The following is a 23,653-nucleotide window of genomic DNA, read 5'->3' on the forward strand; positions in this document are numbered from 1 at the left end:
TGCCGGCAACAGCTGGCGGGCTACAAGGTCCCCCGCCAGCTGGTCCTCACCGACCTCATCCAGCGGTCCCCCAGCGGCAAGGCGGACTACCGCTGGGCCCGCGCGGTGGCGGTGGAGGCGGACACGGAGACCGCCTGAGGGGGCGCGTGCTAGAGGCCGAACTCCCTGATCGCTGCCAGGAATGCGGCAGGAGCCGCGTTGTGGATGAGATGCCCGGCCTCGATCGTGACGAGGCGGGCGTCGGGGACGGCGTCGGCGAGGTGGGAGAGCTGGTCCTGGGGGATGTGGCTGGTCGGGCCGCCGGCGAGGACGAGGGTGGGGGCCGTGATCGCGGGGAGCTCTTCGCGCCAGGCCGGGTCGGGGGCGTTCAGCTGGGCGTCGGTGGTGGTGACGATCTCCCAGTCGAAGGCGAGGGGGCCCTCGGGGCGCTCGGCCACGGGGCGCGGCGGGTCGAGCGGTACGAAGGCCGGGGCCTCCTCCAGGACGAGGCGCCCGATGAGGCCGGGTTCGCGCTGGGCGAGGAGGTACGCGGCGGCGGCGCCCATCGAGTGGGCGACGACGGTGGCGCCGGTGAGGCCGAGGGCCTTGAGGAATCCGCCGAGTTCGTCGCGGAAGTCCTCGAAGCCGTAGCGTCCCGGCCGGTCGCTGAGTCCGTGGCCTCGCAGGTCGATCGCGTACACGCGGTGGTCGGCGGCCAGGTCGGCGCTGATCTCCGTCCACGTCGTGCTGTTGTTGCCGCGGCCGTGGACCAGGACGACGGGCCGGGCGTCCTCGGGTCCCGCGACCCGGTAGGCGATCCGTACGCCGTCCACGGTGACCGTGGAGACGTCGGGGTCGAGGAAGGCGGCGACCGTGCGGGCGAAGGCCTCGGGATCGTCGACCCAGGGGGTGTGTGCCGCGCCCGGCTGGACGACGAGCTCCGCGTGCGGGAAGAGGGCGGCGGCCTCGGCGGCCTTGGCGGGCGTCGGGCCCGCGTCGTACTCGCCCGCGAGGATCAGTACGGGCGCGGTGAGCGCGCCGAGCGCGCGGCGGGTGGCCTCCGGATCGTAGGCGCCCTCGCCGTGGTAGACGGGCGCCGCCTCCCAGTTCGTCTCCGGCCCGGTGCGCGCCGCGTGCTCCTGGGCGGCCTCGTCCCAGCGGCCGTAGGCGAAGGGGGCGGTGATCTCGTAGACGCGCCGCAGCGGTGTGTCCGGGCCGATCGTGTCCAGGGCGGCCTTGGCCTCCGGGTACCAGGGCCGGTCGGCGAAGACCTCGACGGCCCTGTCCCATTCCTCGTCGGTGGTCCCGACCCCGAGGGCGCGTGAGAGGGAGGTGACGAGGACGAGGGAGCGGATCCGCTCGGGGTGGGCGGCGGCGTACAGGATGGCGAGGTTTCCGGCCGCCGAGTGGCCGAGGAGGTCGATCCGCTCCAGGCCGAGGTGGGCGCGGAGGGCCTCGACGTCGCCGACCTGCCGGTCGCAGCGGTACGTGCCGGGGTCGGCGGGTTCCGCGCTCGCGCCGGTGCCGCGGGCGTCGAGCAGGACGAGGGCGCGGTGGGCGGCGAGTCCGCCGAGGTTCCCGAGGTAGCGGGCGTCGCGCATCGGCCCGCCGGCCAGGCAGACGAGGGGTTCCCCCTCCCCCTGGACGCGGTAGGCGAGTTCGGTCCCGTCATATGTGGTGAACGTCGGCATGCCGCCGATCCTCACCGGTCCCGGTGGATCACCGCAATCGGTTTCGCCGTGGGCGCCGTCCCGAGAAGGGCGGGACGGTGGCGCGATACGGTGGAGGGCCGTCCCCGAACTGCGAAGGAACCGTTTCACCGTGCCCGACACCCGGGAATCCGCCCTGCGCGGCGACTGCGCGAACTGCTTCGGCCTGTGCTGTGTGGCGCTGCCCTTCGCCAAGTCGGCCGACTTCGCCGTGAACAAGGCCTCGGGCGAGCCCTGCCGGAACCTCCAGGAGGACTTCCGCTGCGGTATCCACACGCGGCTGCGGCCGAGCGGTTTCCAGGGCTGCACGGTGTACGACTGCTTCGGCGCCGGCCAGCAGGTCTCCCAGGTGACCTTCGGCGGCGTGTCCTGGCGCGAGGCTCCGGAGACGGCCCGGCAGATGTACGAGGTGTTCCCGGTGGTGCGCCAGCTGCACGAGCTGCTGCGCTACCTCACGGAGGCCCTGGCGCTGCCGACGGCCCGCCCCGTCCACGCCGGGCTGCGGGCGGCGCTGGCCCGGGTCGAGGAGCTCACCGGGGGCACCCCGGACGCCCTGGAGAAGCTGGACGTGGCCGCGGTGCGCGCCGAGGTCAACCCGCTGCTCCTGCGGACGAGCGAGCTGGTCCGCGCGACGGCCGGCGGGCGGCCGAAGAGCCGGCGCGGGGCGGACCTGATCGGCAAGCGGCTGCGCGGGGCGAAGCTGCGGGGCACGGACCTGCGCGGGGCGCTGCTCATCGCCGCCGACCTGACGGGCGCGGACCTCTCGCTCGCGGACCTGATCGGCGCGGACCTGCGGGACGCGGACCTGTCGGACGCGGATCTCACGGGCGCCCTGTTCCTCACGCAGCCCCAGCTGAACTCGGCGCGCGGGAACGCGGCGACCCGCCTCCCGGAGGGCTTCGACCGCCCCGCGCACTGGGCGGCCTGACGGCTCCGGACGTCAGTGGGGCACGGTCACGACGATCTTGCCCACCTGGTGGCCGGCCTCCATGGCCCGGTGTGCCGCGACGATCTCGTCGAACGTGAAGGTGCGGTCCACGGCCGGTTCGAAGAAGCCGGTGCGCAGGCCCGACTCGACGAAGGCGCGGGCCCGGCGCAGCCGCTCCGGGTCCCTCGTCGTCTCCGGCATCGTGTAGGTGCGGAGGGAGACGGCGGGCATCCCGAGGTCGAAGCCGGGGTACGGGGTCGGCAGCCCGCTCACGGCTCCGTACAGCAGCACCGTGCCGCCGGGGGCGACGGACCGGACGAGGTCGGTGAGGCCGGGTCCCGCGACGCTGTCGAAGACGAGGTCGGCGCCGCGCCCGGCGGTGAGGTCCCGCACCCGCTCGGCGACGTCCTCCTCCTCGGTGACGATCACCTCGGCCGCCCCGGCCTTGAGCAGGGCGTCCTTCTTGGCCCGGGTGCGGGTGGTGGCGACGGGGGTGGCGCCGATGCGGTGCGCGGTCCTGATCGCGGCGAGGCCGACGCTGCTGGAGGCGCCGGTCAGGACGACGGTGTCCCCGGCGCGCAGCCCGCCGACCTCGACGAGGCCGCCGTATGCGGTGACGTACGGCATCCAGACGGCGGCGCCCTCGACGGCGCCGAGCCCCTCGGGGCGGGGGACGAGGGAGGAGGCGGGGACGATCGCGCGCTCGGCGTAGACGCCGTGGTCGTTCTGGGAGAACGAGGGCACGACGCTCACGGCCTGCCCGGCGGCGAGCCCGTCGACCCCGTCCCCGAGGGCCTCGACGACGCCTGCCGCCTCCAGGCCGAGCCGGGCGGGGAAGCTCCGGGCCTGCTCGATGTAGCGGCCGCTGCGGAAGAGCGCCTCGGCGCGGTTGAGGCCGATGGCCTCGATCCGGAGGAGGACTTCGCCGGGGCCGGGTTCGCCGACCTCCACGTCCTCCAGGCGGAGCACCTCCGGACCGCCGTACTCGTGGAACCGCACCGTCCTGGCCTTGCTCATCGGGCTTCCCCTCCCCGTTCGGTGACGGCGGCGGGCGGGCCGCTCCGCCGCCTGTGCCCCAGCCAAGCGTAAGGTTCGACCACTGTCAAACTTCGACGGCCATGAAACTTTGACGCCTGTCGTACGATGCTCACCGGAGGCGACACGACGATGAGAGCAGTGACAGGCAGCGGCCGACGGGACCGCGTCCCGCCCCACCCCGACCTGAGCGAGATCGGCCTCCAGCAGGTCCTGGACGCGCTGGTCGACCCGGTCAGGCGACGGATCGTCGCCGAGCTGTACGCGGCGGGCGAGGACCTGGCCTGCGGGACCATCGAGCTGCCGGTCAGCAAGTCGACGGCGACGCACCACTTCCACGTCCTGCGCGAAGCCGGCCTCATCCGCCAGCACTACGCGGGCACCTCGCGCATGAACACCCTGCGCCGCGAGGAGTTCGAGGAGCGCTTCCCGGGCCTCCTGCGGGCCGTGGTCACCGCACACGCCCGGGGGTAGGCGGACTCAGACCTCGTACACGTACGGCGTCGTGGTCGTCAGCGTCAGGAAGCCGAGGCGCTGGAGGATGGGGCGGCTGGTGGCCGCCGCGTCGACCTGGACGTAGCGGTGGCCGCGGGTGGCGGCGATGCGGGCTCGGTGGGCGACCAGGGCGCGGTAGAGGCCGCGGCCTCGCCAGCCCTCGACGGTGCCGCCGCCCCAGAGGCCCGCGAAGTCCGTGCCGGGGTACAGCTCCATGCGGGCGGCGCTGACGGGTTCGCCGGCGGCGAGGGCGACGACGGCGGTGACCGTGTCGGGGTCGGCCGCGAGCCGGTCGAGGAGCCCGCGCCCGAGGTGGGAGCTGTCGGTGCCGAAGGCCCGCTCGTGGACCTCGACGACCTGGCGGACCCCGGCCTCGTCGGTGACGGCGCGGAGTTCGACGCCCTCGGGGAGCGGGACCTCCCGGGGCAGGGCGGCGGCCTCGGCGGCCATCAGGGTCTCGGGCTCCTCGGGGGTGAGACCCGCCGCGCGGAGCCGGTCGCCGAGGTCGGCGGGGGCGTCGTGCGCGTACAGCTTCCATTCGAAGGACAGACCGGCCGCGCGGTAGTGGTCGATCTGCTCGGCGATGGCGCCGTCGGCGGCGCGCGCGTCGAGGCCGGACCAGAGGACGCCGTTCCACGCGTGCGCGGGGCCGGTCTGCCGGACGACGGCGCCGACGCGCTCGACTCGGCAGCCGGGCCCCTCGGGGCGCGCCTCGCGGCGCAGCTGGAGGTCGTACAGGTCACGCAGGTGCTGGGGTTCCATGGCGGCCACTCCAGCACCGTGTTCGCCTCCGGGCAACGGGATTTGCCCGGGTGACGGTCAGGCGCGCGGACGGACCTCGACGTTCTCGAGGATGCCGACCGCGTCCGGGACGAGGATCGCGGCGGAGTAGTAGGCGGAGACGAGGTAGGAGATGATCGCCTTCTCGTCGATGCCCATGAAGCGGCAGTTGAGGCCGGGCTCGATCTCGTCGGGCAGGCCGGTCTGGTGGAGGCCGATGACGCCCTCGTTGTTCTCGCCGGTGCGGACGGCGATGATCGAGGAGCTCTGCCGGTCGGTGACCGGGATCTTTCCGCAGGGCAGGAGGGGGACCCCGCGCCAGGCCGGCATGTGGCGTCCCTCGACGTCGACGGTGCCGAGCACGAGACCGCGCTTGTTGCACTCCTTGCCGAAGGCGGCGATGGCCCGGGGGTGGGCGAAGATGTAGTCGGTGTCGCGGCGCATGCTGAGCAGGTCGTCGAGGTCGTCCGGGGTCGGCGGACCCGAGTGGGTCTGGATGCGCTGGTCGAAGTCGGTGTTGTGGAGCAGCCCGAACTCGGGGTTGTTGACGAGCTCGTGCTCCTGGCGCTCGCGGAGCTCCTGGACCGTCAGACGGAGCTGCTGCTCGGTCTGGTTCATCGGCTGGTTGTAGAGGTCGGCGACGCGGGTGTGGACCTTCAGGACGGTCTGGGCGACGCTGAGTTCGTACTCGCGCGGCTTGAGTTCGTAGTCCGCGTACGCGCCGGGCAGCACGGCCTCGCCGACGTGTCCCGCGCTGAGCTCGATGGCCGCCTCGCCGAACGGGTTGGCGGGGCGGGGGTGGCCGTCGGCCCCGGCGCTCAGCACGTGGTCGCGGAGGTTCTCGTACTGATCGGCGACGGCGAGGTAGGCGGTGCGGGGCAGGGCGAGGAGGGTGACGGCGGTGACGGCCTTGGCGGTGAAGTCCCACGTCCCGTCCCCGGCGAGCACCTGGCCGCCGAAGGTGTCGCCGTCGCCGAGCCGTCCGAGGAGGGTCTCGTCGCCGTACTGTCCGGTGCCGAGCTTCTCGACCTTGCCGTGGGCGATGAGGTAGACGTGGTCGGCCTGGCTGCCGGCGTGCACGAGGACCTGGCCGGGCTCGTACTCCTGCTGGACGAAGCGGTCGGCGAGGGCGCCGAGCGCGGTGGGGTCGTCGAAGCCGCGAAGGAGCGGGAGTTCGGCCAGCTCGGCGGGGATGACCTCGACCCTGGAGCCGCTCTTGACGAAGGTCACGCGGCCGTCGCCGACCACGTACGAGAGGCGCCGGTTGACCCGGTAGGTGCCGCCGGGGGTGTGGACCCAGGGGAGCTTGCGGAGCAGCCAGCGGGAGCTGATGCCCTGCATCTGGGGTTCGGACTTGGTGGTGGTGGCGAGGTTGCGGGCGGCGGCGGTGCTGAGGCTGAGCCGGACCTGGCGGAGCTCGATGGCGGGCGGGGTGGCCGCGGGCTCGGTGTCGACCGACATGGGTGACTCGCTTTCTGGGCTTGCGGGGACTCTCGTGCGTCACTCTCCGCGTCCAGATGTAACGCACGGTGGTGTACGTCATCCGGGTGCGGCGCGAACGGGTGGGAGCGCCGGCCGGCGGTGGCCGCCCCACGAGCGCCCCGCGCGCTCCGCCGTCCGGGCGGCCGCGCCGGCGGGAAAGTTCCTCCGACCCCTTGCCAAGCCCCGGGTACCTCCGGTTTTACTGACCCGGAACGGATCAACCGAATGATCGGTAGTCCGTTTTACGACAATGGAGGAGTGGGCGCATGACGGAACTGCTGGACAGCGGCGAACGGCTCGGACGCGAGGAGCTGGCGGCCCTCCAGCTGGAGCGGCTGCGCGCCACCCTGCGTCATGCGTACGAGAACGTGGACTTCTACCGGCGCTCCTTCGACGCGGCCGGACTGACCCCGGACGACTGCCGTACGCTCGCCGACCTGGCCCGTTTCCCCTTCACCGCCAAGTCGGACCTGCGCGACCACTACCCCTTCGGCATGTTCGCCGTCGACCAGTCCCGGATCCGGCGCATCCACGCCTCCAGCGGCACCACCGGCCGGCCGACCGTCGTCGGCTACACCGAGGCCGACCTGGACATGTGGGCCGACGTGGTGGCCCGCTCCCTGCGCGCCGCCGGGGCGCGCCCCGGGCACAAGGTCCACGTGGCGTACGGGTACGGCCTGTTCACCGGCGGCCTCGGCGCCCACTACGGTGCCGAGCGCCTCGGGTGCACGGTGATCCCGGCCTCCGGCGGCATGACGGCCCGGCAGGTGCAGCTCATCCAGGACTTCCGGCCCGAGATCATCATGGTGACCCCCTCCTACATGCTGACGCTGCTCGACGAGTTCGAACGGCAGGGCGTGGATCCGCGGTCGACCTCGCTGAAGGTGGGCGTCTTCGGCGCGGAGCCGTGGACGGAGGAGATGCGCAAGGAGATCGAGGAGCGGTTCGCGATCGACGCGGTCGACATCTACGGCCTGTCGGAGGTCATCGGCCCCGGCGTGGCGCAGGAGTGCGTGGAGACCAAGGACGGCCTGCACATCTGGGAGGACCACTTCTACCCGGAGATCGTGGACCCGTTCACCGGCGAGGTGCTGCCCGACGGGGAGGAGGGCGAGCTGGTCTTCACCTCGCTCACCAAGGAGGCCATGCCGGTCATCCGCTACCGGACCCGCGACCTGACCCGGCTGCTTCCGGGGACCGCGCGGGTGTTCCGCCGGATGGAGAAGGTCACCGGGCGCAGCGACGACATGATCATCCTGCGCGGGGTGAACCTGTTCCCCACCCAGATCGAGGAGATCGTGCTCCGCACCCCGGGCGTGGCCCCGCACTTCCAGCTGCGGCTGACCCGGGAGGGCCGGCTCGACGCGCTGACCGTGCGGGCGGAGGCCCGGCCGGACGCGACGCCGGAGGAGCGCGCGGAGGCGGCCCGGGCGGTCGCGGCGGCGGTGAAGGACGGGATCGGGGTCTCGGTGGGCGTGGAGGTGGTCGACCCGGAGACGCTGGAGCGCTCGGTGGGCAAGATCAAGAGGATCGTGGACCTGCGGGAGGGCTGAGAGGGAGCGCCGGGCCCGGGCCCTGCGTAGCCTGGAGGCAGGAGGTGGTTGCGATGCTGTCGGACTCCCCCATAGCCGCGATCATTCCGGTCAATGACATGAACCGGGCCAAGCAGTTCTACTCGGAGACCCTCGGACTTCCCCTCACGAAGGAGTCGCCCGAGGACACCAGGTTCGAGTGCGGAGGCACGGTGATCGGCCTCTACGAGACGCCGTACGGCGGCAAGGCCGAGCACACCCTGGCGAGCTGGAAGGTCGACGACCTGGACACGGAGATGTCGACCCTGCGCTCCAAGGGCGTCACGTTCGAGGACTACGACCTGCCCGGCATCAAGACGGTCGACGGCGTGGCCGAATCGGACACCATGCGGGGCGCCTGGTTCAAGGACAGTGAGGGCAACGTCCTCTGCGTGATGGAGGAGAAGGGTCAGGGCTGAGGGGCGAAGCGGTCCCTCAGCTCGCGCTTGAGGATCTTTCCGCTGGCGTTGCGGGGAAGCGCGTCCACGAGGAAGACGCGCTTCGGCGCCTTGAAGTGGGCGAGTTTCTCGCGGGCGTGGGCGAGGAGTTCGGCCTCGGTGACCTCGCCGCGGGGGACGACGACGGCCGTGACCGCCTCGATCCAGCGCTCGTCGGGGAGGCCGATGACGGCCGCCTCGGCGACCTGGGGGTGGGTGTAGAGCGCGTCCTCGACCTGGCGGGACGCGACGAGCACACCACCCGAGTTAATGACGTCCTTCACCCGGTCGACGATCGTGAGGTAGCCCTCGGCGTCGCGGACCGCGAGGTCGCCGGAGTGGAACCAGCCGCCCCGGAAGGCCTCCTCGGTCTCGTCGGGCTTGCGCCAGTAGCCCTCGCAGAGCTGCGGGGAGCGGTAGACGATCTCACCGGGCGTACCGTCGGGGACGTCCTTGCCGTTCTCGTCGACGACCCGGGCCTCGACGTGGCGGACGGGGCGGCCGCAGGAGTCCATCCGGCCCTCGTGCTCGTCGGGGCCGAGGACGGTGGCGAGCGGGCCGATCTCCGACTGGCCGAAGCAGTTGTAGAAGGAGAGCCCGGGCAGCCGGGCGCGCAGCCGCTCCAGGACGGGTACCGGCATGATCGAGGCCCCGTAGTAGGCCTTGCGCAGGGCGGAGAGGTCGCGGGCGGCGAACTCGGGGTGGTTGGCGAGGCCGATCCAGACGGTCGGCGGGGCGAAGAGGCTGTCGCAGCGGCCCGCCTCGACCAGGTCGAACAGGACGGCCGGGTCGGGTGCGTCGACGATCGTGTTCTCGGCGCCGACGGCGAGGTAGGGCAGCAGGAAGACGTGCATCTGCGCCGAGTGGTAGAGCGGCAGCGCGTGCACCGGCCGGTCGTCCTCGCTCAGGTCGAGGGCGTCGACGGCGCTCGCGTACTCGTGGACGAGGGCGAGGTGGGTCATCATCGCGCCCTTGGGCAGGGCGGTGGTGCCCGAGGTGTAGAGCAGCTGGGCGAGGTCACGGGCGTCGCGGTCGGTGAGGTACTCCTCCGGTTCGGCGAGCGCGTCGAGCAGTGAACCGGGCGCGTCCCGCAGCGGCTTGACCGCGAAGCCCTCGGGGATCCGGTCGGCGAGGGCGGGGTCGGCGAGCACGAGCGAACTGTCCGACTGCTCCAGGAGGTACGCGAGGTCCTCGCCGGTCAGATGGTGGTTCACCGGTACGTGGACCAGGCCGGCCCGGGCGCAGGCGAGGAACGCGATGAGGTAGGCGTCCGAGTTGTGGCCGTACGTCGCGACCCGGGCGTACTCCGGCAGGGCGAGGCCGTGCTCCGGCTCGCGCAGGACGGCGGCGGCCGTGGAGACGGCCGCGTCCAGCTCCGCGTACGTCCAGGTCCGGTCGGCGTACCGGAGGGCGATCCGGTCGGGCACGCGCCGGGCGCTCGCGCGCAGCACACCGTCGACGGTACGGCTGAGGAGTCGGTCCATGCGGTGATCCTCGGCGGGGAGCGGGCGGAAGGTCAAGTACCGTGCGGCGCGCCGTACATACCCGGACCTCGGATACCGAACGGGATGTTGACAAGGGGCCGCGCGGCTGCGTGCATGGTCGAACCCGCAGTGCTCATCCGCCCGTTGGGAGGCACCTTGCACCTCCGCACCCGTCTGAAGCACCTGGCGCTCACCGGCGCGGCCCTCGCCGTCGTCACGGCCTCGCTGCCCGGCGCGGCGGCCGCCGACTCCGGGGGCCGGGACCGCCACCCGTCCGACCGGGGCCTGTCGGCCGTCATCCGCTACACCGAGTACGGCATCCCGCACATCGTGGCGAAGGACTACGCGAACCTCGGCTTCGGCACGGGCTGGGCGCAGGCCGCCGACCAGGTCTGCACGCTCGCCGACGGCTTCCTGACCGTGAACGGTGAACGCTCCCGGTACTTCGGTCCGGACGCCGCCCCGGACGGCTCGCTCTCCTCCGCCACCTCGAACCTCTCCAGCGATCTGTACTTCCGTGGCGTGAAGGACGCGGGCACGGTCGAGGAACTGCTCGCCACCCCGGCGCCCGCCGGGCCGAGCCGGGACCTCAAGGAGCTGATGCGCGGTTGGGCGGCCGGCTACAACGCCTGGCTGCGGAAGAACCGGATCACCGATCCGGCCTGCGCGGACGCCGACTGGGTCCGGCCGGTGACCGCGCTCGACGTGGCCCGGCGCGGCTTCGCCGTCTCGGTGCTCGGCGGGCAGGGCCGGGCCGTGGACGGCATCACGGCGGCCCGGCCGCCCGCTTCTCCCCCGGCGGCCCTCGACGCCGCCCCCGATCCCGAGGACGCCGCCGGGGCCGCGCGGAAGCTGTTCGCTCCCGAGAACGCCACCATGGGCTCCAACGCCGTCGCGTTCTCCGGCGCCACGACGGCGAACGGGCGGGGGCTGCTCCTGGGGAACCCGCACTACCCGTGGCAGGGCGGCCGCCGCTTCTGGCAGTCGCAGCAGACCATCCCCGGCGAGCTGAACGTCTCCGGTGCCTCGCTCCTCGGCACGACCGTCGTCAACATCGGCTTCAACGACAAGGTGGCCTGGAGCCACACCGTCGCCACCGGGGTGCCGCTGAACCTGCATCAGCTGGCCCTGGTGCCGGGCGACCCGACCGCGTACCTGGTGGACGGGAAGCCCGAGCGGATGACCCCGCGCGCGGTGACGGTGGCGGTCGAGGACGGCGCCCCCGTCACCCGCACCCAGTGGTGGACCCGGTACGGACCCGTCGTCGGCGGCCTCGGCGCACAGCTGCCGCTGCCGTGGACCGCGACCACGGCGTACGCGCTGAACGACCCCAACGCCGCCAATCTGCGCGGCTCCGACACCGCCCTCGGCTTCGGCAGGGCCCGCTCCACGCAGGACATCGCCGACACCCTGGCGCGCACCCAGGGGCTGCCCTGGGTCAACACGGTCGCGGCGGACTCGGCGGGGCACTCCCTCTTCGCCCAGTCCCAGGTGCTCCCCCGGATCACCGACGAGCTCGCCGCGCGCTGCTCCACCCCGCTCGGCCGGGCCACCTACCCGGCCTCGGGCGTCGCCGTGCTCGACGGCTCGCGGTCGGACTGCGCGCTCGGCTCCGACCCGGACGCGGTGCAGCCGGGCGTCTTCGGCCCGGCGCGGATGCCGGTCCTGCGGGACACCCCGTACGTGGAGAACTCCAACGACAGCGCCTGGCTGGCCAACGCCGACCGGCCGCTGACCGGCTACGAGCGGATCTTCGGCACGGTCGCGACCCCGCGCTCGCTGCGCACCCGGGGCGGGATCGAGGACGTGGCGGCGATGGCGGACCGGGGCGGGCTCACGGTGGCCGACCTCCAGCGCCAGCAGTTCGCCAACCGGGCGCCGGCCGGTGACCTGGCGGCGGCCGACGCGGCGAAGGCCTGCACGTCGGTGCTGCCGGAGGACCCGGAGGTCTGCCGGGTGCTCGGGAACTGGGACCGGACCGTGAACACCGACAGCCGGGGCGCACTGCTCTTCGACCGTTTCTGGCGGAGGTTCACCGGCACGGTGAAGCCGGCCGACCAGTGGCTGGTGCCGTTCTCGGCGGCCGACCCGGTCCGCACCCCGCACACCCTCGACACGGGGACGCCCGGTTTCGCGCAGGCCCTCAAGGACGCGGCGGCGGAACTCCGGGCGGCGGGCATCGCCCTTGACGCACCGTTGGGCGCCCACCAGTTCGTCGTACGGAACGGGGAGCGGATCCCGGTGAGCGGCGGGACCGAGTCCCTCGGCATCTGGAACAAGACCGAGCCCGTGTGGAACGCGGCGAGCGGCGGCTACGTGGAGGTCGCGCACGGGACCAGCCATGTGCAGGCGGTGGGCTGGGACGGCAGCCGGTGCCCGGTGGCCCGCACCCTGCTCTCGTACTCCCAGTCGTCGAACCCGGCGTCGCCGCACTACAGCGACCAGACCCGGCTGTTCTCGGGCGGGCGCTGGGTGACCTCCCGGTTCTGCGAGAAGGACATCCTGCGCTCGCCCGCGCTGAAGGTGGTGACCGTCAGGGGCTGAACGACAGGAACACGAAGGCGGCGAAGATCGAGAGGTGGACGCTGCCCTGAAGGAGGGTGGCCCGTCCCGGCACCACCGTCAGGGCGCTCACCACGGCCGTGAGCACGAGCAGCACCATGTGGAGGGGCCCCAGGCCGAGGATCAGGGGCCCATCCAGCCAGATCGAGGCGAGCGCGATCGAGGGGATCGTCAGTCCGATGCTGGCGATGGCCGAGCCGTACGCCAGGTTCATGCTGGTCTGCATGCGGTCCCGGCTCGCCGCGCGCACGGCGGCGAGCGTCTCGGGAAGCAGCACCATCAGGGCGATGACGACACCGACGACCGCCTTGGGCAGGCCCGCGGAGGCGACGGCGTCCTCGATGGTGGGCGAGACGAGCTTGGCGTTGCCGACGACGGCGACGAGCGCGACCACGAGCAGACCGAGGCTGAACCAGGCGTCGCGGGCGGTGGGCGGCGCGGCGTGCTCGTCCTCCGACTCCGGGATCCCCCGGTCCGGCCGCGGCACGGGCAGGAAGTAGTCGCGGTGCCGGACCGTCTGCACGGCGACGAACACCCCGTAGAGGATGAGCGAGGAGACCGCGGCGAAGGCGAGCTGTGCGGCGGAGAACTCGGGGCCCGGGTGGCTCGTCGTGAAGGTCGGCAGGACGAGCGTCATGGTCGCGAGGGTGCAGACGACGGCGAGCTCGCCTCCGGAGCCCTCCGCGTTGAAGACGGCGACCCGGTTGCGCAGCGCGCCGACGAGCAGGGAAAGGCCGACGATGCCGTTGCACGTGATCATGACGGCGGCGAAGACCGTGTCCCGTGCGTAGCTCGTCGCCTTGTCACCGCCTCCGATCATCAGCATGACGATCAGCCCGACCTCGATGACGGTGACGGCCACGGCGAGGACGAGGGAGCCGAAGGGTTCGCCGATGCGGTGGGCGATGACCTCGGCGTGATGGACGGCCGAGAGGACCGCGGCGAACAGACAGACCACCACGATCGCCACCGCGAAGCCCGGGAGTTCACGCCCCCAGGCGAGGCCGAGCACAAGCGCCGCCACCACCGGCCCCCAGGTGGTCCACTGCCGTGCCCTTGCCGTCACCGTCGAACTCATGATCCGCATATTGCCACAAGAGGGCCTTTACGCCCGATTCGCCCAGCCCTCGGGATCGGCGAGACCGTTCTCGTACGCGGCGAGGGTCTCGACGAACATCCTGCGTTCGGCCGGGCCGAGGGGCGCGAGGGCCTGGGCTCCCCGGCGCCGGCTCTCGGGCGGCAGCTCGCCCGCCACCGCCTCGGCTTCTGCGGCGCGCTCCACGCCCATCACCACAACGAGGACGGCGTCTTCGACCTCCTGGAGCGCCAGTTCCCGGAGCTCGCCGACTCCTTGGACCGGATGCGCCGCGAGCACGAGGTGGTCGCCCGCACGGTCGACGCACTGGAGACCCTCCTCAGCTCCGGTGCCGGCCCGGCGACCCTGCGCACCGAGGTCGACCGCCTGGCGACGAGCCTGGAGGAGCACTTCGCGTACGAGGAGTCCCAGCTGCTCCCGGCCCTGGCACCGGAGCGCTGATCAAACCGGCCAGTCCTCGCAGTACTCGATGTGCAGGACGCCCGGCACATGCCGACGGGTCCGGGGCCGGGTCCACGGGCCGGAGCTGAACTCCACGCAGAAGTGCCCGGCTCCCGGGTGGCGGTGCCGATGGGACGGGGCCTCGTCGACGAGGCCCCGGAGCACCGTGCCGTGCTCGCGGAACGCGGTGGCGCTGCCCACCACGAAGAGGGTGTGGGCGGCGATGTCGAAGCCGAGGTGGTCCCGGTACGTCGGGTGGTACCTGCGGTCGTGGTCGATGGCGCTCGCCTCGGGGAAGTCACGGGCCGGGGTGGAGACCGTGTGCGGGCTGCCGGCACCGAGCCGGGACCGGACCCGCTTCCACGAGGCGGTGGGGAACTGCAGGCTGTGGTGGACCAGGACCAGATCGAGTGCGACCGGCTCGCCCTCCCCCACGGCCCCCTCGGGGGCCCGGCCGGCCCGGATCGGGAGATGGACCAGGGAGCGGGCGGAGCGGGCGGCCAGCGCCCACAGCGCGGTGAGTCGCTCGGCACCGTCCCGGTCGGCGTACATCGACAGCCAGTGGCCGTCGTCGCGCAGGGCGAGCCGCGCCGGGGCCGGGTCCGGCCGGACGACCCTGAGCTCGCCGCCGCCGAAACGGACCTTGTGCACCCGTACCCGCTGTTCCACACGCCCCTCGCATCCTCGATCCGCCGCACCCTAACCCGGCACGTGGCCGCCCCGGGCCGGATTTCGTGGGCGACGGGCAGGAGGACGGGGCGGCCGGAACCGCGTCGGCGAGGTGACGGCCGAGCCCGACACGGCATGGTCCGCCGGCAGGAGACCTCCTAGAGCGGACGCTCCCTGCCTTCCCAGTACGGGTCACGGAGGCGGCGCTTGTACAGCTTGCCGTTGGGGTCGCGGGGCATCGCCGCGACGAAGTCGACCGACTTCGGGCGTTTGAAGCCGGCGAGGCGGTCGCCGCAGTGGGCCAGGATCTCGGCGGCGAGCGCCGGCCCCGGCTCGTACCCCTCGGCCGCCTCGACGACCGCCTTGACCTCCTCGCCCCAGTCGGCGTGCGGGATGCCGAAGGCGGCGGCGTCCGCGACGGCGGGGTGGGCGAGCAGGGCCGCCTCGATCTCGGCGGGGTAGATGTTGACCCCGCCGGAGATGATCATGTCGATCTTGCGGTCGCGGAGGAAGAGGTAGCCGTCCTCGTCGAGGACGCCGAGGTCGCCGACGGTGAAGAAGTCGCCGATGCGGTTCTTCGCGGTCTTCGCCTCGTCCTTGTGGTACTGGAAGCCGCCGGTGTTCATCTTGAGGTAGACGGTGCCGAGTTCGCCGGGCGGCAGCCGCCGGCCGTCGTCGTCGAAGACGGCGAGTTCGCTGATGGGCCAGGCCCGTCCGACCGTCCCGGGCTTCTTGAGCCACTCCTCGGCGGTGGCGAAGGCGCCGCCGCCCTCACTGGCCGCGTAGTACTCCTCGACGCACCGGCCCCACCAGTCGATCATCGCCCGCTTGACGTGCTCGGGGCAGGGCGCGGCGCCGTGGATCGCGTGCCGCATGGAGGAGACGTCGTACCGCTCCCGCACCTCCGCGGGGAGGGCGAGCAGACGGTGGAACTGGGTGGGGACCATGTGCGTGTGGGTGCAGGCGTACCGGTCGATCAGGCGCAGCATCTCCTCGGGCGTCCAGCGGTCCATGAGGACGAGCGGGTGTCCGATGTGGAGGGCGGCGGCCGCGAACTGGAGCACGGCGGTGTGGTAGAGCGGCGAGCAGACGAGATGGACGTTGCCGTCGGCCGGCCGGATGCCGAAGATGCCGAGGAAGCCGCCGAGATGGGTCTCCTCGGGGAGCTTCCCGGGGAGCGGGCGGCGGATGCCCCGGGGCCGGCCGGTGGTGCCGGAGGTGTAGTTCATGACCCAGCCGAGGGTGCGGCCCTCGGGCACCGACTCCGGCTGCCCGTCCAGGAGTTCGGCGTACGGGCGGAAGCCGGGGACCGTACCGACGGCGTACCGGTGGGTGGGTGCGAGTCCGGCCTCGTCGGCGGCGAGGGCCACGGCCTCGGCGAACCGTTCGTGGGCCACCAGGACCTTGGCGCCGGAGTCGGCGACGATCCAGGCGATCTCGGGGCCGACGAAGTGGTGGTTGACCGGGACGAGGTAGAACCCGGCCTGGGTGGCGGCGAGATGGGCGGTGAAGAACTCGGGGCCGTTGGGCAGGACGACGGCGAACGCGTCGCCGCGTTCGAGGCCGGCGGCGCGCAGCCCGTGGACGAGCCGGTTGGCCTCGGCGTGCAGCCGGCCTGCGGACCACTCCTCGCCGTCGGGCGCGACGAGGACGGTGCGGCCGGGGTCGGCGGCGGCCTGGGCCCAGAAGCCGGGGGCAGTCTGCGTCACTGGGTGCTCCGTCCGGCGATGCGGTTGATGCGGTCGACGGCCTTCTCGAAGCCGCGGGTGAGCTCGTCGACGACCTGCTGCACGCTGCGCTCGGAGTTCATCCTGCCGACGATCTGGCCGACGGGGGTGCCGAGGAGCGGCTCCACCTCGTACTTCTGGATGCGGGAGACGGCCTCGGCGACCAGGAGCCCCTGGAGCGGCATGGGAAGCGGTCCCGGCCCCGCCGGGTCGTCCCAGGCGTCGGTCCACTCGGTACGGAGCTGGCGGGCGGGCTTGCCGGTCAGGGCGCGGGAGCGGACCGTGTCGCCGGAGCCCGCGGCGAGGAGCTTGGCGGTGAGGGCGCGGGAGTGCAGTTCGGCCTCGGTGGTGGTGAGCCAGATCGAGCCGAGCCAGACGCCCTGGGCGCCGAGGGCGAGTCCGGCGGCGATCTGCTCGCCGCTGCCGATGCCGCCGGCGGCGAGCACGGGCAGCGGGGAGACCGCGTCGACGACCTCGGGGGTGAGGACCATGGAGGCGATCTCGCCGGTGTGGCCGCCCGCCTCATACCCCTGGGCGACGACGATGTCGATGCCGGCGTCGGCGTGATGACGGGCGTGACGGGCGCTGCCGGCGAGGGCGGCGACGAGGACGCCGTGGTCGTGGGCGCGGGCGACGACGTCCGGCGGCGGTGAACCGAGGGCGTTGGCGAGGAGTTTGATCGGGTAGTCGAAGGCCACGTCGAGCTGGCTCCGGGCGACCTGCTCCATCCAGCCGGTGATCCGCCAGCCGGAGGCCTCGCCCTCGGCCAGTTCGGGGACCCCGTGCTTGGCGAGGGTGGCGCGGACGAACGCCCGGTGCTCCTCGGGGATCATCGCCTCGATCTCGGCCTCGCCGACCCCTTCGACCGCCTTCTTCGCGGGCATCACGACGTCGAGGCCGTAGGGCAGGCCGTCGGTGTGCTCCTGCATCCAGTCGAGGTCGCGGGCGAGGTCGTCGGGCGCGGTGTAGCGGACCGCGCCGAGGACGCCGAAGCCGCCGGCTCTGGTGAGTGCGGCGGCCACCGCGGGGAAGGGCGTGAAGCCGAAGATGGCGTGCTCGATCCCCAGTGTGCGACTCAGCTCCGTCTCCATGGGCGGCAGGATGCCGCAGCGGGGCGGCGGAGGGAAGAGGTTTTCTGACGCAACGTCAGATTCTTTGGGGCGGGTGCGTGCCGGTGCGCCTGCGTTTCACAGCCGCGTCCGGTGGGAGAGGGTGGGCATGACGCAGGAAGCGGAACGAGACGGAGGGCCGAGCCGCCGCGCGTTCGGCGGTGGGGTCCTGGCCCTCGGAGGTGCGCTGATGATCGGTGCGGTGCCGGGGACGGCGGCTGCGGCCGGCCCCGAGCCGGGGTCGGGACCGACCGCGACCGGTCGGACGACGGGATCGGGATCTGGATCGGGATCGGGATCGGCCGCGCGGCGGACCACGCTGCGGCGCGGGTCGGCCGAGCGGGCCGGGCTGCTCGCACCGCACCTGGACGGGCTCGTCGCGGAGGCCGAGCGCTTCCTCGCGCCCTCCCCCGCGCACCCCTGGTACGCGGGCGCCGTGCTGCTCGCCGGGCGGGGCGGGACCGTCGCGCTGCACCGGGCGATCGGCTCGGCCGTGCGGTACGCGGCGTACGACGAGAAGACCGACACGGGGATCGAGCTGCCGCCGGAGCAGCGGATCCCCATGACGGAGGACACCGTCTTCGACCTGGCGTCGGTCTCCAAGCTGTTCACCTCGATCCTGGCGGTGCAGCAGATCGAGCGCGGGACGCTCGACCTGGAGGCGAAGGTCACCGCGTACCTGCCGGAGTTCGGCGGGGGCGGGAAGCAGGACGTCACCGTACGGCAGTTGCTCACCCACACGTCCGGGTTCCGGTCGTGGATCCCGCTCTACCGGGAGCCGACGCGGGAGGGGAAGCTGCGGCTGCTGTGGGCGGAGGTCCCGGCGAACCCGCCGGGCTCCACGTATCTCTACTCCGACCTCAACCTGATCTCGCTCCAGCTGATCCTGGAGGAGATCACCGGTCTCGGTCTGGACACCCTGCTCCACGACGAGATCACCGCTCCGCTCGGGATGCACCGCACGCGTTTCAATCCACCGCTCTCCTGGCGGCCGGGGATCGCCGCCACCGAGGACGCCCGGCCGCCCTGGTCGGGCCTCGACCGGGGCATGGTCCACGGCGAGGTCCACGACGAGAACGCCTACGCCCTCGGCGGCGTCGCGGGCCACGCCGGGGTCTTCTCCCGCGCCTGGGACCTCGCGATCCTCGCCCGCACCCTGCTCAACGGCGGCGCGTACGGCCGGGCCCGGATCCTCTCCCCCGCGTCGGTGGAGCTGATGTTCACCGACTTCAACACCGCCTTCCCCGGCGACGAGCACGGGCTCGGCTTCGAGCTCTACCAGCACTGGTACATGGGCGCCATGGCCACCCCGCGCACCGCGGGGCACACCGGTTTCACCGGCACCAGCCTCGTCCTCGACCCGACGACCGACGCGTTCCTGATCGTGCTCGGCAACTCCGTGCATCCGGTGCGGTCCTGGCGCTCCGGCTCCGCGCCGCGCGTCGCCACGGCGGACCGGCTGGCCAGGGCCGTGCCCGTACGGCCGGCCCGGGGTCGCACGTCCTGGTTCTCCGGCATGGACAGCGGCGCCACCGGCACGCTCGCCCTGCCGCCGGTGCCCGGGGCCGCCCGCCTGGAGTGCGCCCTCTGGTGGGACACCGAACCGGGCGCGGACTCCGCCCGCCTGGAGGCCTCCCGGGACGGCGGGGCGACCTGGGAGTCGCTGCCGTTCGTCACCGTACGCCCGGGAGAGGAGCCGGAGCCGCACCCGAGCGGGGCGGTGAGCGGCTGGTCCGGCCGGGTCTGGCACCGGCTCACGGCCGAGCTGCCGGGACCCGGCCCCCTCCCCGTACGGCTGCGCTGGCGGTACGCGACGGACAAGCGGTACGTCGGGCGGGGGGTGTACGTGGACGGGCTGCGGGTGCTCGACGCCGCCGGTCGGCCCCTCTTCGACGAGGCCCGGCCGGCGGACGGGGCACGGGTGGAGGCGGTGGGATGGACGGCGTCGGCGGACTGAGGCCTCGGACCGTCAGGACCTGGGACCGTCAGGACCTCGGACCGTCAGGACCTCGGACCGTCAGGACCTCGGACCGTCAAGGCCTCGGACCCGTCAGTGCTCCGCGTCCGCCCGTTCCGGTGCCGCCGCCGTGCGCAGTTCCGTCAGGAGCGGGCTGATCAGGGGGTGTTCCTCGGCTCCCCGGCGTACCGCCGCGAAGACCCGGCGGGTGGGGGCGACCCCGTCCACGGGGCGGACCTCGACGCCTGAGAGGTCCATTCCGCGCAGCGCCGAGCGCGGGACGAGCGCCACTCCGGCGGCCGCCGAGGCGAGGGCGGCGACGGCCCTGAAGTCGTCGGAGACATGGGCGAAGCGCGGGGCGAACCCGGCGTACTCGCAGGCCAGGACGGTCACGTCGTGGCAGGGGTTGCCGGTGGACTGCCCGATCCAGGTGTCCTTGGAGAGGGCGGCGAGGGCGACCCGTTCGCCGGCCGCCAGGGGGTGGCCGGGCGGCAGGACGGCGTCGAAGGGCTCGGCGTAGAGCGGGACGCGGGTGAGCCGGTCGTCGTCCTCGCCGGGGGCGCCCCGGTACTCGACCGCGACGGCCACGTCCACCTGCCGGTCCAGGACCATGAGCAGGCTCTCGTCGCCCTCCGCGTCCCTGACCCGGACCCGGATGCCGGGCGCGGTGTGGGCGAGGGCCGCGATGGCGGGGGCCACCACGAGCCCGATGCCGGTGGCGAAGGCGGCGACCGTGACCGTACCGGCGTCTCCCGAGCCGTAGGCGGCGAGCTCGGCCTCGGCGCGCTCCAGCTGTGCGAGCACGGCGTTGGCGTGGCTGAGCAGGATCTCGCCGGCCGGGGTGAGGCGCGCGCCGCGCGCGCTGCGGTCCACGAGCCGGTGGCCGGTCTCCTGCTCCAGGGCGGCGAGCTGCTGGGAGACGGCGGAGGGGGTGAGATAGAGCGCGGCGGCCGCCGCCGTGACCGTGCGGTGGTCGGCCACCGCACGGAGGATGTGCAACCGCCGCGCTTCGATCATGCCCCCAGTGTCTCAGCCTGCGGACACTGCTCCGAAAAGCAGGTCTTAGCCGCGCAGGGCGGCGCGGGCGTCGACGAAGGCGTCCACGGCCCGGTTCACGTCCTCCGTCGAGTGGGCGGCGGAGAGCTGGACGCGGATGCGGGCCTGGCCCTGCGGCACGACCGGGTACGAGAAGCCGATCACGTACACGCCGCGCTCCAGGAGCAGCTCGGCCATCCGGCCGGCCTCGGCGGCGTCGCCGATCATGACGGGGGCGATGGCGTGGTCGCCGGGGAGGATGTCGAAGCCCTCCTCGGTCATGCGGGAGCGGAACAGCGCCGTGTTGGCGTTGAGGCGCTCGCGCAGGTCGCCGGCGGACTCCAGGAGGTCGAGGACCTTCAGGGAGGCGGCGGCGATGACCGGGGCGAGGGTGTTCGAGAAGAGGTACGGGCGGGAGCGCTGGCGCAGCAGGGCGACGATCTCGGCGCGGGCCGCGACGTAGCCGCCGGAGGCGCCGCCGAGGGCCTTGCCGAGGGTGCCGGTGATGATGTCGACGCGGTCCATGACGCCGTGCAGCTCGGGGGTGCCGCGGCCGCCGGGGCCGACGAAGCCGACCGCGTGCGAGTCGTCGACCATGACCATGGCGTCGTACTGCTCGGCCAGGTCGCAGATCTCGTCGAGCGGGGCGACGTAACCGTCCATCGAGAAGACGCCGTCGGTGACGATCAGCTTGCGACGGGCGCCGCCCTCGACGGCCGCCTTGAGCTGCTGCTCCAGGTCGGCCATGTCGCGGTTGGCGTAGCGGAAGCGGCGGGCCTTGGAGAGGCGGATGCCGTCGATGATCGAGGCGTGGTTGAGGGCGTCGGAGATGACGGCGTCCTCGGGGCCGAGGATCGTCTCGAAGACGCCGCCGTTGGCGTCGAAGCAGGAGGAGTAGAGGATCGTGTCCTCCTGGCCGAGGAAGGAGGAGATACGGGCCTCCAGCTCCTTGTGCACCTCCTGCGTGCCGCAGATGAAGCGGACGGAGGCCATGCCGTAGCCCCAGCGGTCCAGCGCCTCGTGGGCGGCGGCGATGATCTCGGGGTTGTCGGCGAGGCCCAGGTAGTTGTTGGCGCAGAAGTTGAGCACCTCGCCGGGGCGGCCGCCGGACGTGACCTCGACGGTCGCGGACTGGGGGGTGCCGATGACCCGCTCGGGCTTGTGCAGTCCGGCCTGCTCGATCTCTTCGAGGGTGGCGCGGACGGAGTCGCGTACGGAATCGAACATGGGTCAGGCTCCCGTGGTCCAGTCGAGGATGATCTTGCCGCTCTTGCCGGAGGCCGCGTCGTCGAAGGCGGCCTCGAAGTCGGTGTAGTCGTAGCGGCCGGTGATGACCGGGCTGAGGTCCAGGCCACCCTCCAGGAGCACCGACATCGCGTACCAGGTCTCGAACATCTCGCGGCCGTAGATGCCCTTGATCGTGATCATGGAGGTGACGATCTTCGCCCAGTCGACGGCGAAGTCCTCGGCGGGCAGACCGAGCATGGCGATCTTGCCGCCGTGGGTCATGTTGGCGATCATGTCGCGCATCGCGCGCGGGTTGCCGGACATCTCCAGGCCGACGTCGAAGCCCTCCTTGAGCCCGAGGGTGCGCTGGCCGTCGGCGATGGTCTGCTCGGCGACGTTGAGGGCGAGCGAGACCCCGGTCTTGCGCGCCAGGGCCAGGCGCTCCTCGCTGACGTCGGTGATGACGACGTTGCGGGCGCCGGCGTGCTTGGCGACGGCGGCGGCCATGATGCCGATCGGGCCGGCGCCGGTGACGAGGACGTCCTCGCCGACGAGCGGGAAGGACAGGGCCGTGTGCACGGCGTTGCCGAAGGGGTCGAAGATCGCGGCGACGTCGAGGTCGACGGGGACGCGGTGGACCCACACGTTGGAGGCGGGCAGCGCGACGTACTCGGCGAAGGCGCCGTTCCGGCCGACGCCGAGGCCGACGGTGGCGCGGCAGAGGTGGCGGCGGCCGGCCAGGCAGTTGCGGCACTTGCCGCAGACGAGGTGGCCCTCGCCGCTGACCAGGTCGCCGACGTTGATGTCGGCGACGTCACGGCCGACGGAGACGACCTCGCCGACGAACTCGTGGCCGATCGTCAGCGGCGTGGCGATCGTCTTCTGCGCCCAGCCGTCCCAGGAGCGGATGTGCAGGTCGGTCCCGCAGATACCGGTCCGCTTGACCTTGATGAGGACGTCTCCGGGGCCGGTCTCCGGCTCGGGCACGTCCGTGAGCCAGAGTCCCGGCTCCGCGTTCAGCTTGACCAGCGCCTTCAATGCAACGGCTCCCGACGTGCGTGTCCTGTGATGTGAGGGTGCGGGCACGGCTGAGTGCCCAAGATCCCCGGAAGAGAATCTTCCGTACGCGAGGCCCCAGGTCCATCGAGGATTTCTTAAGCGCGCTCGCAGATCAGCTTCACACCCCAGGCGGGGAGACGGCGACGTCAACGGGGCCGAACGGAGAGACCACCGTGGGGCGGCCTCTCCGTCGGGCCCGCGTCAGCGGCCCAGCGCGGCCATCGCGGCGTTGTGGCCGGGGATGCCGCTCACTCCGCCGCCGCGGATCGCGCCCGCTCCGCACAGGAGGACGTTGGCGTGCGGGGTCTCGACGCCCCAGCGGCCCGTGTCCTCCGCCCCGTACGGGAACGAGAGGTCGCGGTGGAAGATGTGGCCGCCGGGCAGCCGCAGTTCGCGTTCGAGGTCGAGCGGGGTCTTCGCCTCGATGCAGGGCCGGCCCTCCGCGTCGAGGGCGAGGCAGTCGGCGATCGGCTCGTCGAGGTGCGCGTCGAGCTGGGCGAGGGTCGCCGCGAGGAGTTTCGCGCGCGTGCCCTCGTTGTCGGCGGCGAACAGCCGGGCGGGGGTCTGCAGGCCGAACAGGGTGAGCGTCTGGTGGCCCGTGGCGGCCAGCTCCGGGCCGAGGATCGTCGGGTCGGTGAGCGAGTGGCAGTAGATCTCGGACGGCGGGGCGGAGGGCAGGCGCCCGGCGGCGGCCTCGGCGTGGGCGGTGGCCAGCTGCCCGTACCCCTCGGCGATGTGGAAGGTGCCGGCGAAGGCCTCGCGCGGGTCGACCGAGCGGTCGCGGAGCCTCGGCAGCCGTGTCAGCAGCATGTTGACCTTGAGCTGGGCGCCCTCCGGGGCGGGCGGGGGCGTCTCGCCGAGCAGGGCGGCG

General features: G+C 72.9%; 19 protein-coding genes and 1 pseudogene. 7 read left to right on the forward strand and 13 right to left on the reverse strand.

Annotated features, from left to right (window positions below; all coding sequences use genetic code 11):
* Positions 1–149 precede the first annotated feature (149 nt).
* Positions 150–1,670 (reverse strand): alpha/beta fold hydrolase, encoded by a 1,521-nt coding sequence (locus tag CCN56_RS00495; RefSeq protein ID WP_086822039.1) that lies wholly within the window; start codon positions 1,668–1,670, stop codon positions 150–152.
* Between the two features lie 130 nt (positions 1,671–1,800).
* On the opposite strand from CCN56_RS00495, the gene CCN56_RS00500 reads away from it, so the two are divergent.
* A complete protein-coding gene (locus CCN56_RS00500) occupies positions 1,801–2,616 on the forward strand; it encodes a pentapeptide repeat-containing protein (protein WP_086822042.1) in 816 nt (271 codons plus the stop codon).
* 12 nt (positions 2,617–2,628) lie between these two features.
* Here the strand turns inward: CCN56_RS00500 and CCN56_RS00505 are convergent, their stop codons facing one another.
* Positions 2,629–3,633 (reverse strand): zinc-dependent alcohol dehydrogenase family protein, encoded by a 1,005-nt coding sequence (locus CCN56_RS00505; RefSeq protein ID WP_086822045.1) that lies wholly within the window; start codon positions 3,631–3,633, stop codon positions 2,629–2,631.
* A 150-nt stretch (positions 3,634–3,783) separates the two neighbouring features.
* Between CCN56_RS00505 and CCN56_RS00510 the strand changes: the two genes are divergently transcribed.
* The gene (locus CCN56_RS00510) at positions 3,784–4,125 is read left to right on the forward strand and encodes a helix-turn-helix transcriptional regulator (RefSeq protein ID WP_086822087.1); all 342 of its coding nucleotides are present in this window, start codon (positions 3,784–3,786) and stop codon (positions 4,123–4,125) included.
* Positions 4,126–4,131: 6 nt separating this feature from the next.
* On the opposite strand, the gene CCN56_RS00515 is transcribed toward CCN56_RS00510, so the two are convergent.
* Together CCN56_RS00515 and CCN56_RS00520 are read right to left on the reverse strand one after the other, a co-directional pair.
* Positions 4,132–4,908 (reverse strand): GNAT family N-acetyltransferase, encoded by a 777-nt coding sequence (locus tag CCN56_RS00515; protein WP_086822048.1) that lies wholly within the window; start codon positions 4,906–4,908, stop codon positions 4,132–4,134.
* 57 nt (positions 4,909–4,965) lie between these two features.
* The gene (locus CCN56_RS00520) at positions 4,966–6,387 is read right to left on the reverse strand and encodes a family 2B encapsulin nanocompartment shell protein (protein WP_086822051.1); all 1,422 of its coding nucleotides are present in this window, start codon (positions 6,385–6,387) and stop codon (positions 4,966–4,968) included.
* A 287-nt stretch (positions 6,388–6,674) separates the two neighbouring features.
* Between CCN56_RS00520 and paaK the strand changes: the two genes are divergently transcribed.
* Together paaK and CCN56_RS00530 are read left to right on the forward strand one after the other, a co-directional pair.
* The gene (gene paaK, locus CCN56_RS00525) at positions 6,675–7,961 is read left to right on the forward strand and encodes a phenylacetate--CoA ligase PaaK (RefSeq protein WP_041127677.1); all 1,287 of its coding nucleotides are present in this window, start codon (positions 6,675–6,677) and stop codon (positions 7,959–7,961) included.
* Positions 7,962–8,014: 53 nt separating this feature from the next.
* The gene (locus CCN56_RS00530) at positions 8,015–8,398 is read left to right on the forward strand and encodes a VOC family protein (RefSeq protein ID WP_086822054.1); all 384 of its coding nucleotides are present in this window, start codon (positions 8,015–8,017) and stop codon (positions 8,396–8,398) included.
* Here the strand turns inward: CCN56_RS00530 and CCN56_RS00535 are convergent.
* Entirely contained in the window at positions 8,389–9,900 is a 1,512-nt protein-coding gene (locus CCN56_RS00535; RefSeq protein WP_086822058.1) for a fatty acyl-CoA synthetase, read from the reverse strand. The two genes, CCN56_RS00530 and CCN56_RS00535, sit on opposite strands and share 10 nt — an antisense overlap.
* Positions 9,901–10,056: 156 nt before the next feature.
* Here CCN56_RS00535 and CCN56_RS00540 point away from each other — a divergent pair, with 156 nt between their 5' ends.
* On the forward strand, positions 10,057–12,444 hold the full coding sequence (locus CCN56_RS00540) for a penicillin acylase family protein (RefSeq protein WP_086822090.1): 2,388 nt from the start codon (positions 10,057–10,059) through the stop codon (positions 12,442–12,444).
* Here CCN56_RS00540 and CCN56_RS00545 read toward each other — a convergent pair.
* Positions 12,434–13,540, reverse strand: a complete 1,107-nt coding sequence (locus tag CCN56_RS00545; RefSeq protein ID WP_218779380.1) for a calcium:proton antiporter — start codon at positions 13,538–13,540, stop codon at positions 12,434–12,436. The two genes, CCN56_RS00540 and CCN56_RS00545, sit on opposite strands and share 11 nt — an antisense overlap.
* A gap of 132 nt (positions 13,541–13,672) precedes the next feature.
* Here CCN56_RS00545 and CCN56_RS00550 point away from each other — a divergent pair, with 132 nt between their 5' ends.
* Positions 13,673–13,999, forward strand: coding sequence for a hemerythrin domain-containing protein (locus CCN56_RS00550; RefSeq protein ID WP_256961604.1), 327 nt, complete (start codon positions 13,673–13,675; stop codon positions 13,997–13,999).
* Here CCN56_RS00550 and CCN56_RS00555 read toward each other — a convergent pair whose 3' ends face one another.
* From CCN56_RS00555 to CCN56_RS00565, 3 genes are all read right to left on the reverse strand, one after another.
* Positions 14,000–14,668, reverse strand: coding sequence for a hypothetical protein (locus CCN56_RS00555; protein WP_086822065.1), 669 nt, complete (start codon positions 14,666–14,668; stop codon positions 14,000–14,002).
* A gap of 158 nt (positions 14,669–14,826) precedes the next feature.
* Positions 14,827–16,377 carry an acyl-CoA synthetase gene (locus CCN56_RS00560; protein ID WP_086822068.1) on the reverse strand — a complete coding sequence of 517 codons (1,551 nt, stop codon included), beginning with the start codon at positions 16,375–16,377 and terminating at the stop codon, positions 14,827–14,829.
* Positions 16,374–17,486, reverse strand: a complete 1,113-nt coding sequence (locus CCN56_RS00565; protein ID WP_086822071.1) for a nitronate monooxygenase family protein — start codon at positions 17,484–17,486, stop codon at positions 16,374–16,376. Before CCN56_RS00565 ends, CCN56_RS00560 begins: the two co-directional genes overlap by 4 nt.
* A 127-nt stretch (positions 17,487–17,613) precedes the next feature.
* Here CCN56_RS00565 and CCN56_RS00570 point away from each other — a divergent pair, with 127 nt between their 5' ends.
* Positions 17,614–19,461 carry a serine hydrolase domain-containing protein gene (locus CCN56_RS00570; protein ID WP_086822075.1) on the forward strand — a complete coding sequence of 616 codons (1,848 nt, stop codon included), beginning with the start codon at positions 17,614–17,616 and terminating at the stop codon, positions 19,459–19,461.
* Between the two features lie 93 nt (positions 19,462–19,554).
* Here the strand turns inward: CCN56_RS00570 and CCN56_RS00575 are convergent, their stop codons facing one another.
* From CCN56_RS00575 to CCN56_RS00590, 4 genes and pseudogenes are all read right to left on the reverse strand, one after another.
* Positions 19,555–20,478, reverse strand: coding sequence for a LysR family transcriptional regulator (locus CCN56_RS00575; protein WP_086822078.1), 924 nt, complete (start codon positions 20,476–20,478; stop codon positions 19,555–19,557).
* Positions 20,479–20,523: 45 nt separating this feature from the next.
* Positions 20,524–21,723, reverse strand: coding sequence for a glycine C-acetyltransferase (locus tag CCN56_RS00580; RefSeq protein ID WP_086822081.1), 1,200 nt, complete (start codon positions 21,721–21,723; stop codon positions 20,524–20,526).
* A 3-nt stretch (positions 21,724–21,726) separates the two neighbouring features.
* Positions 21,727–22,761 carry an L-threonine 3-dehydrogenase gene (tdh, locus tag CCN56_RS00585; protein WP_086822084.1) on the reverse strand — a complete coding sequence of 345 codons (1,035 nt, stop codon included), beginning with the start codon at positions 22,759–22,761 and terminating at the stop codon, positions 21,727–21,729.
* A gap of 222 nt (positions 22,762–22,983) precedes the next feature.
* A pseudogene (locus CCN56_RS00590) lies at positions 22,984–23,653 on the reverse strand (FAD-dependent oxidoreductase); the annotation flags it as partial.

This window comes from Streptomyces sp. NRRL B-24572 (genome assembly GCF_002156145.1).
GTDB lineage: Bacteria > Actinomycetota > Actinomycetes > Streptomycetales > Streptomycetaceae > Streptomyces > Streptomyces vietnamensis.

What these genes read in the sequence shown, in the direction of transcription:
- CCN56_RS00495 (WP_086822039.1), bottom strand. Translation starts at nt 1,670, where the DNA reads ATGCCGACGTTCACCACATATGACGGGACCGAACTCGCCTACCGCGTC.
- CCN56_RS00505 (WP_086822045.1), bottom strand. Translation starts at nt 3,633, where the DNA reads ATGAGCAAGGCCAGGACGGTGCGGTTCCACGAGTACGGCGGTCCGGAG.
- CCN56_RS00510 (WP_086822087.1), top strand. Translation starts at nt 3,784, where the DNA reads ATGAGAGCAGTGACAGGCAGCGGCCGACGGGACCGCGTCCCGCCCCAC.
- CCN56_RS00515 (WP_086822048.1), bottom strand. Translation starts at nt 4,908, where the DNA reads ATGGAACCCCAGCACCTGCGTGACCTGTACGACCTCCAGCTGCGCCGC.
- CCN56_RS00520 (WP_086822051.1), bottom strand. Translation starts at nt 6,387, where the DNA reads ATGTCGGTCGACACCGAGCCCGCGGCCACCCCGCCCGCCATCGAGCTC.
- paaK (WP_041127677.1), top strand. Translation starts at nt 6,675, where the DNA reads ATGACGGAACTGCTGGACAGCGGCGAACGGCTCGGACGCGAGGAGCTG.
- CCN56_RS00530 (WP_086822054.1), top strand. Translation starts at nt 8,015, where the DNA reads ATGCTGTCGGACTCCCCCATAGCCGCGATCATTCCGGTCAATGACATG.
- CCN56_RS00535 (WP_086822058.1), bottom strand. Translation starts at nt 9,900, where the DNA reads ATGGACCGACTCCTCAGCCGTACCGTCGACGGTGTGCTGCGCGCGAGC.
- CCN56_RS00545 (WP_218779380.1), bottom strand. Translation starts at nt 13,540, where the DNA reads ATGAGTTCGACGGTGACGGCAAGGGCACGGCAGTGGACCACCTGGGGG.
- CCN56_RS00565 (WP_086822071.1), bottom strand. Translation starts at nt 17,486, where the DNA reads ATGGAGACGGAGCTGAGTCGCACACTGGGGATCGAGCACGCCATCTTC.
- CCN56_RS00570 (WP_086822075.1), top strand. Translation starts at nt 17,614, where the DNA reads ATGACGCAGGAAGCGGAACGAGACGGAGGGCCGAGCCGCCGCGCGTTC.
- CCN56_RS00575 (WP_086822078.1), bottom strand. Translation starts at nt 20,478, where the DNA reads ATGATCGAAGCGCGGCGGTTGCACATCCTCCGTGCGGTGGCCGACCAC.
- CCN56_RS00580 (WP_086822081.1), bottom strand. Translation starts at nt 21,723, where the DNA reads ATGTTCGATTCCGTACGCGACTCCGTCCGCGCCACCCTCGAAGAGATC.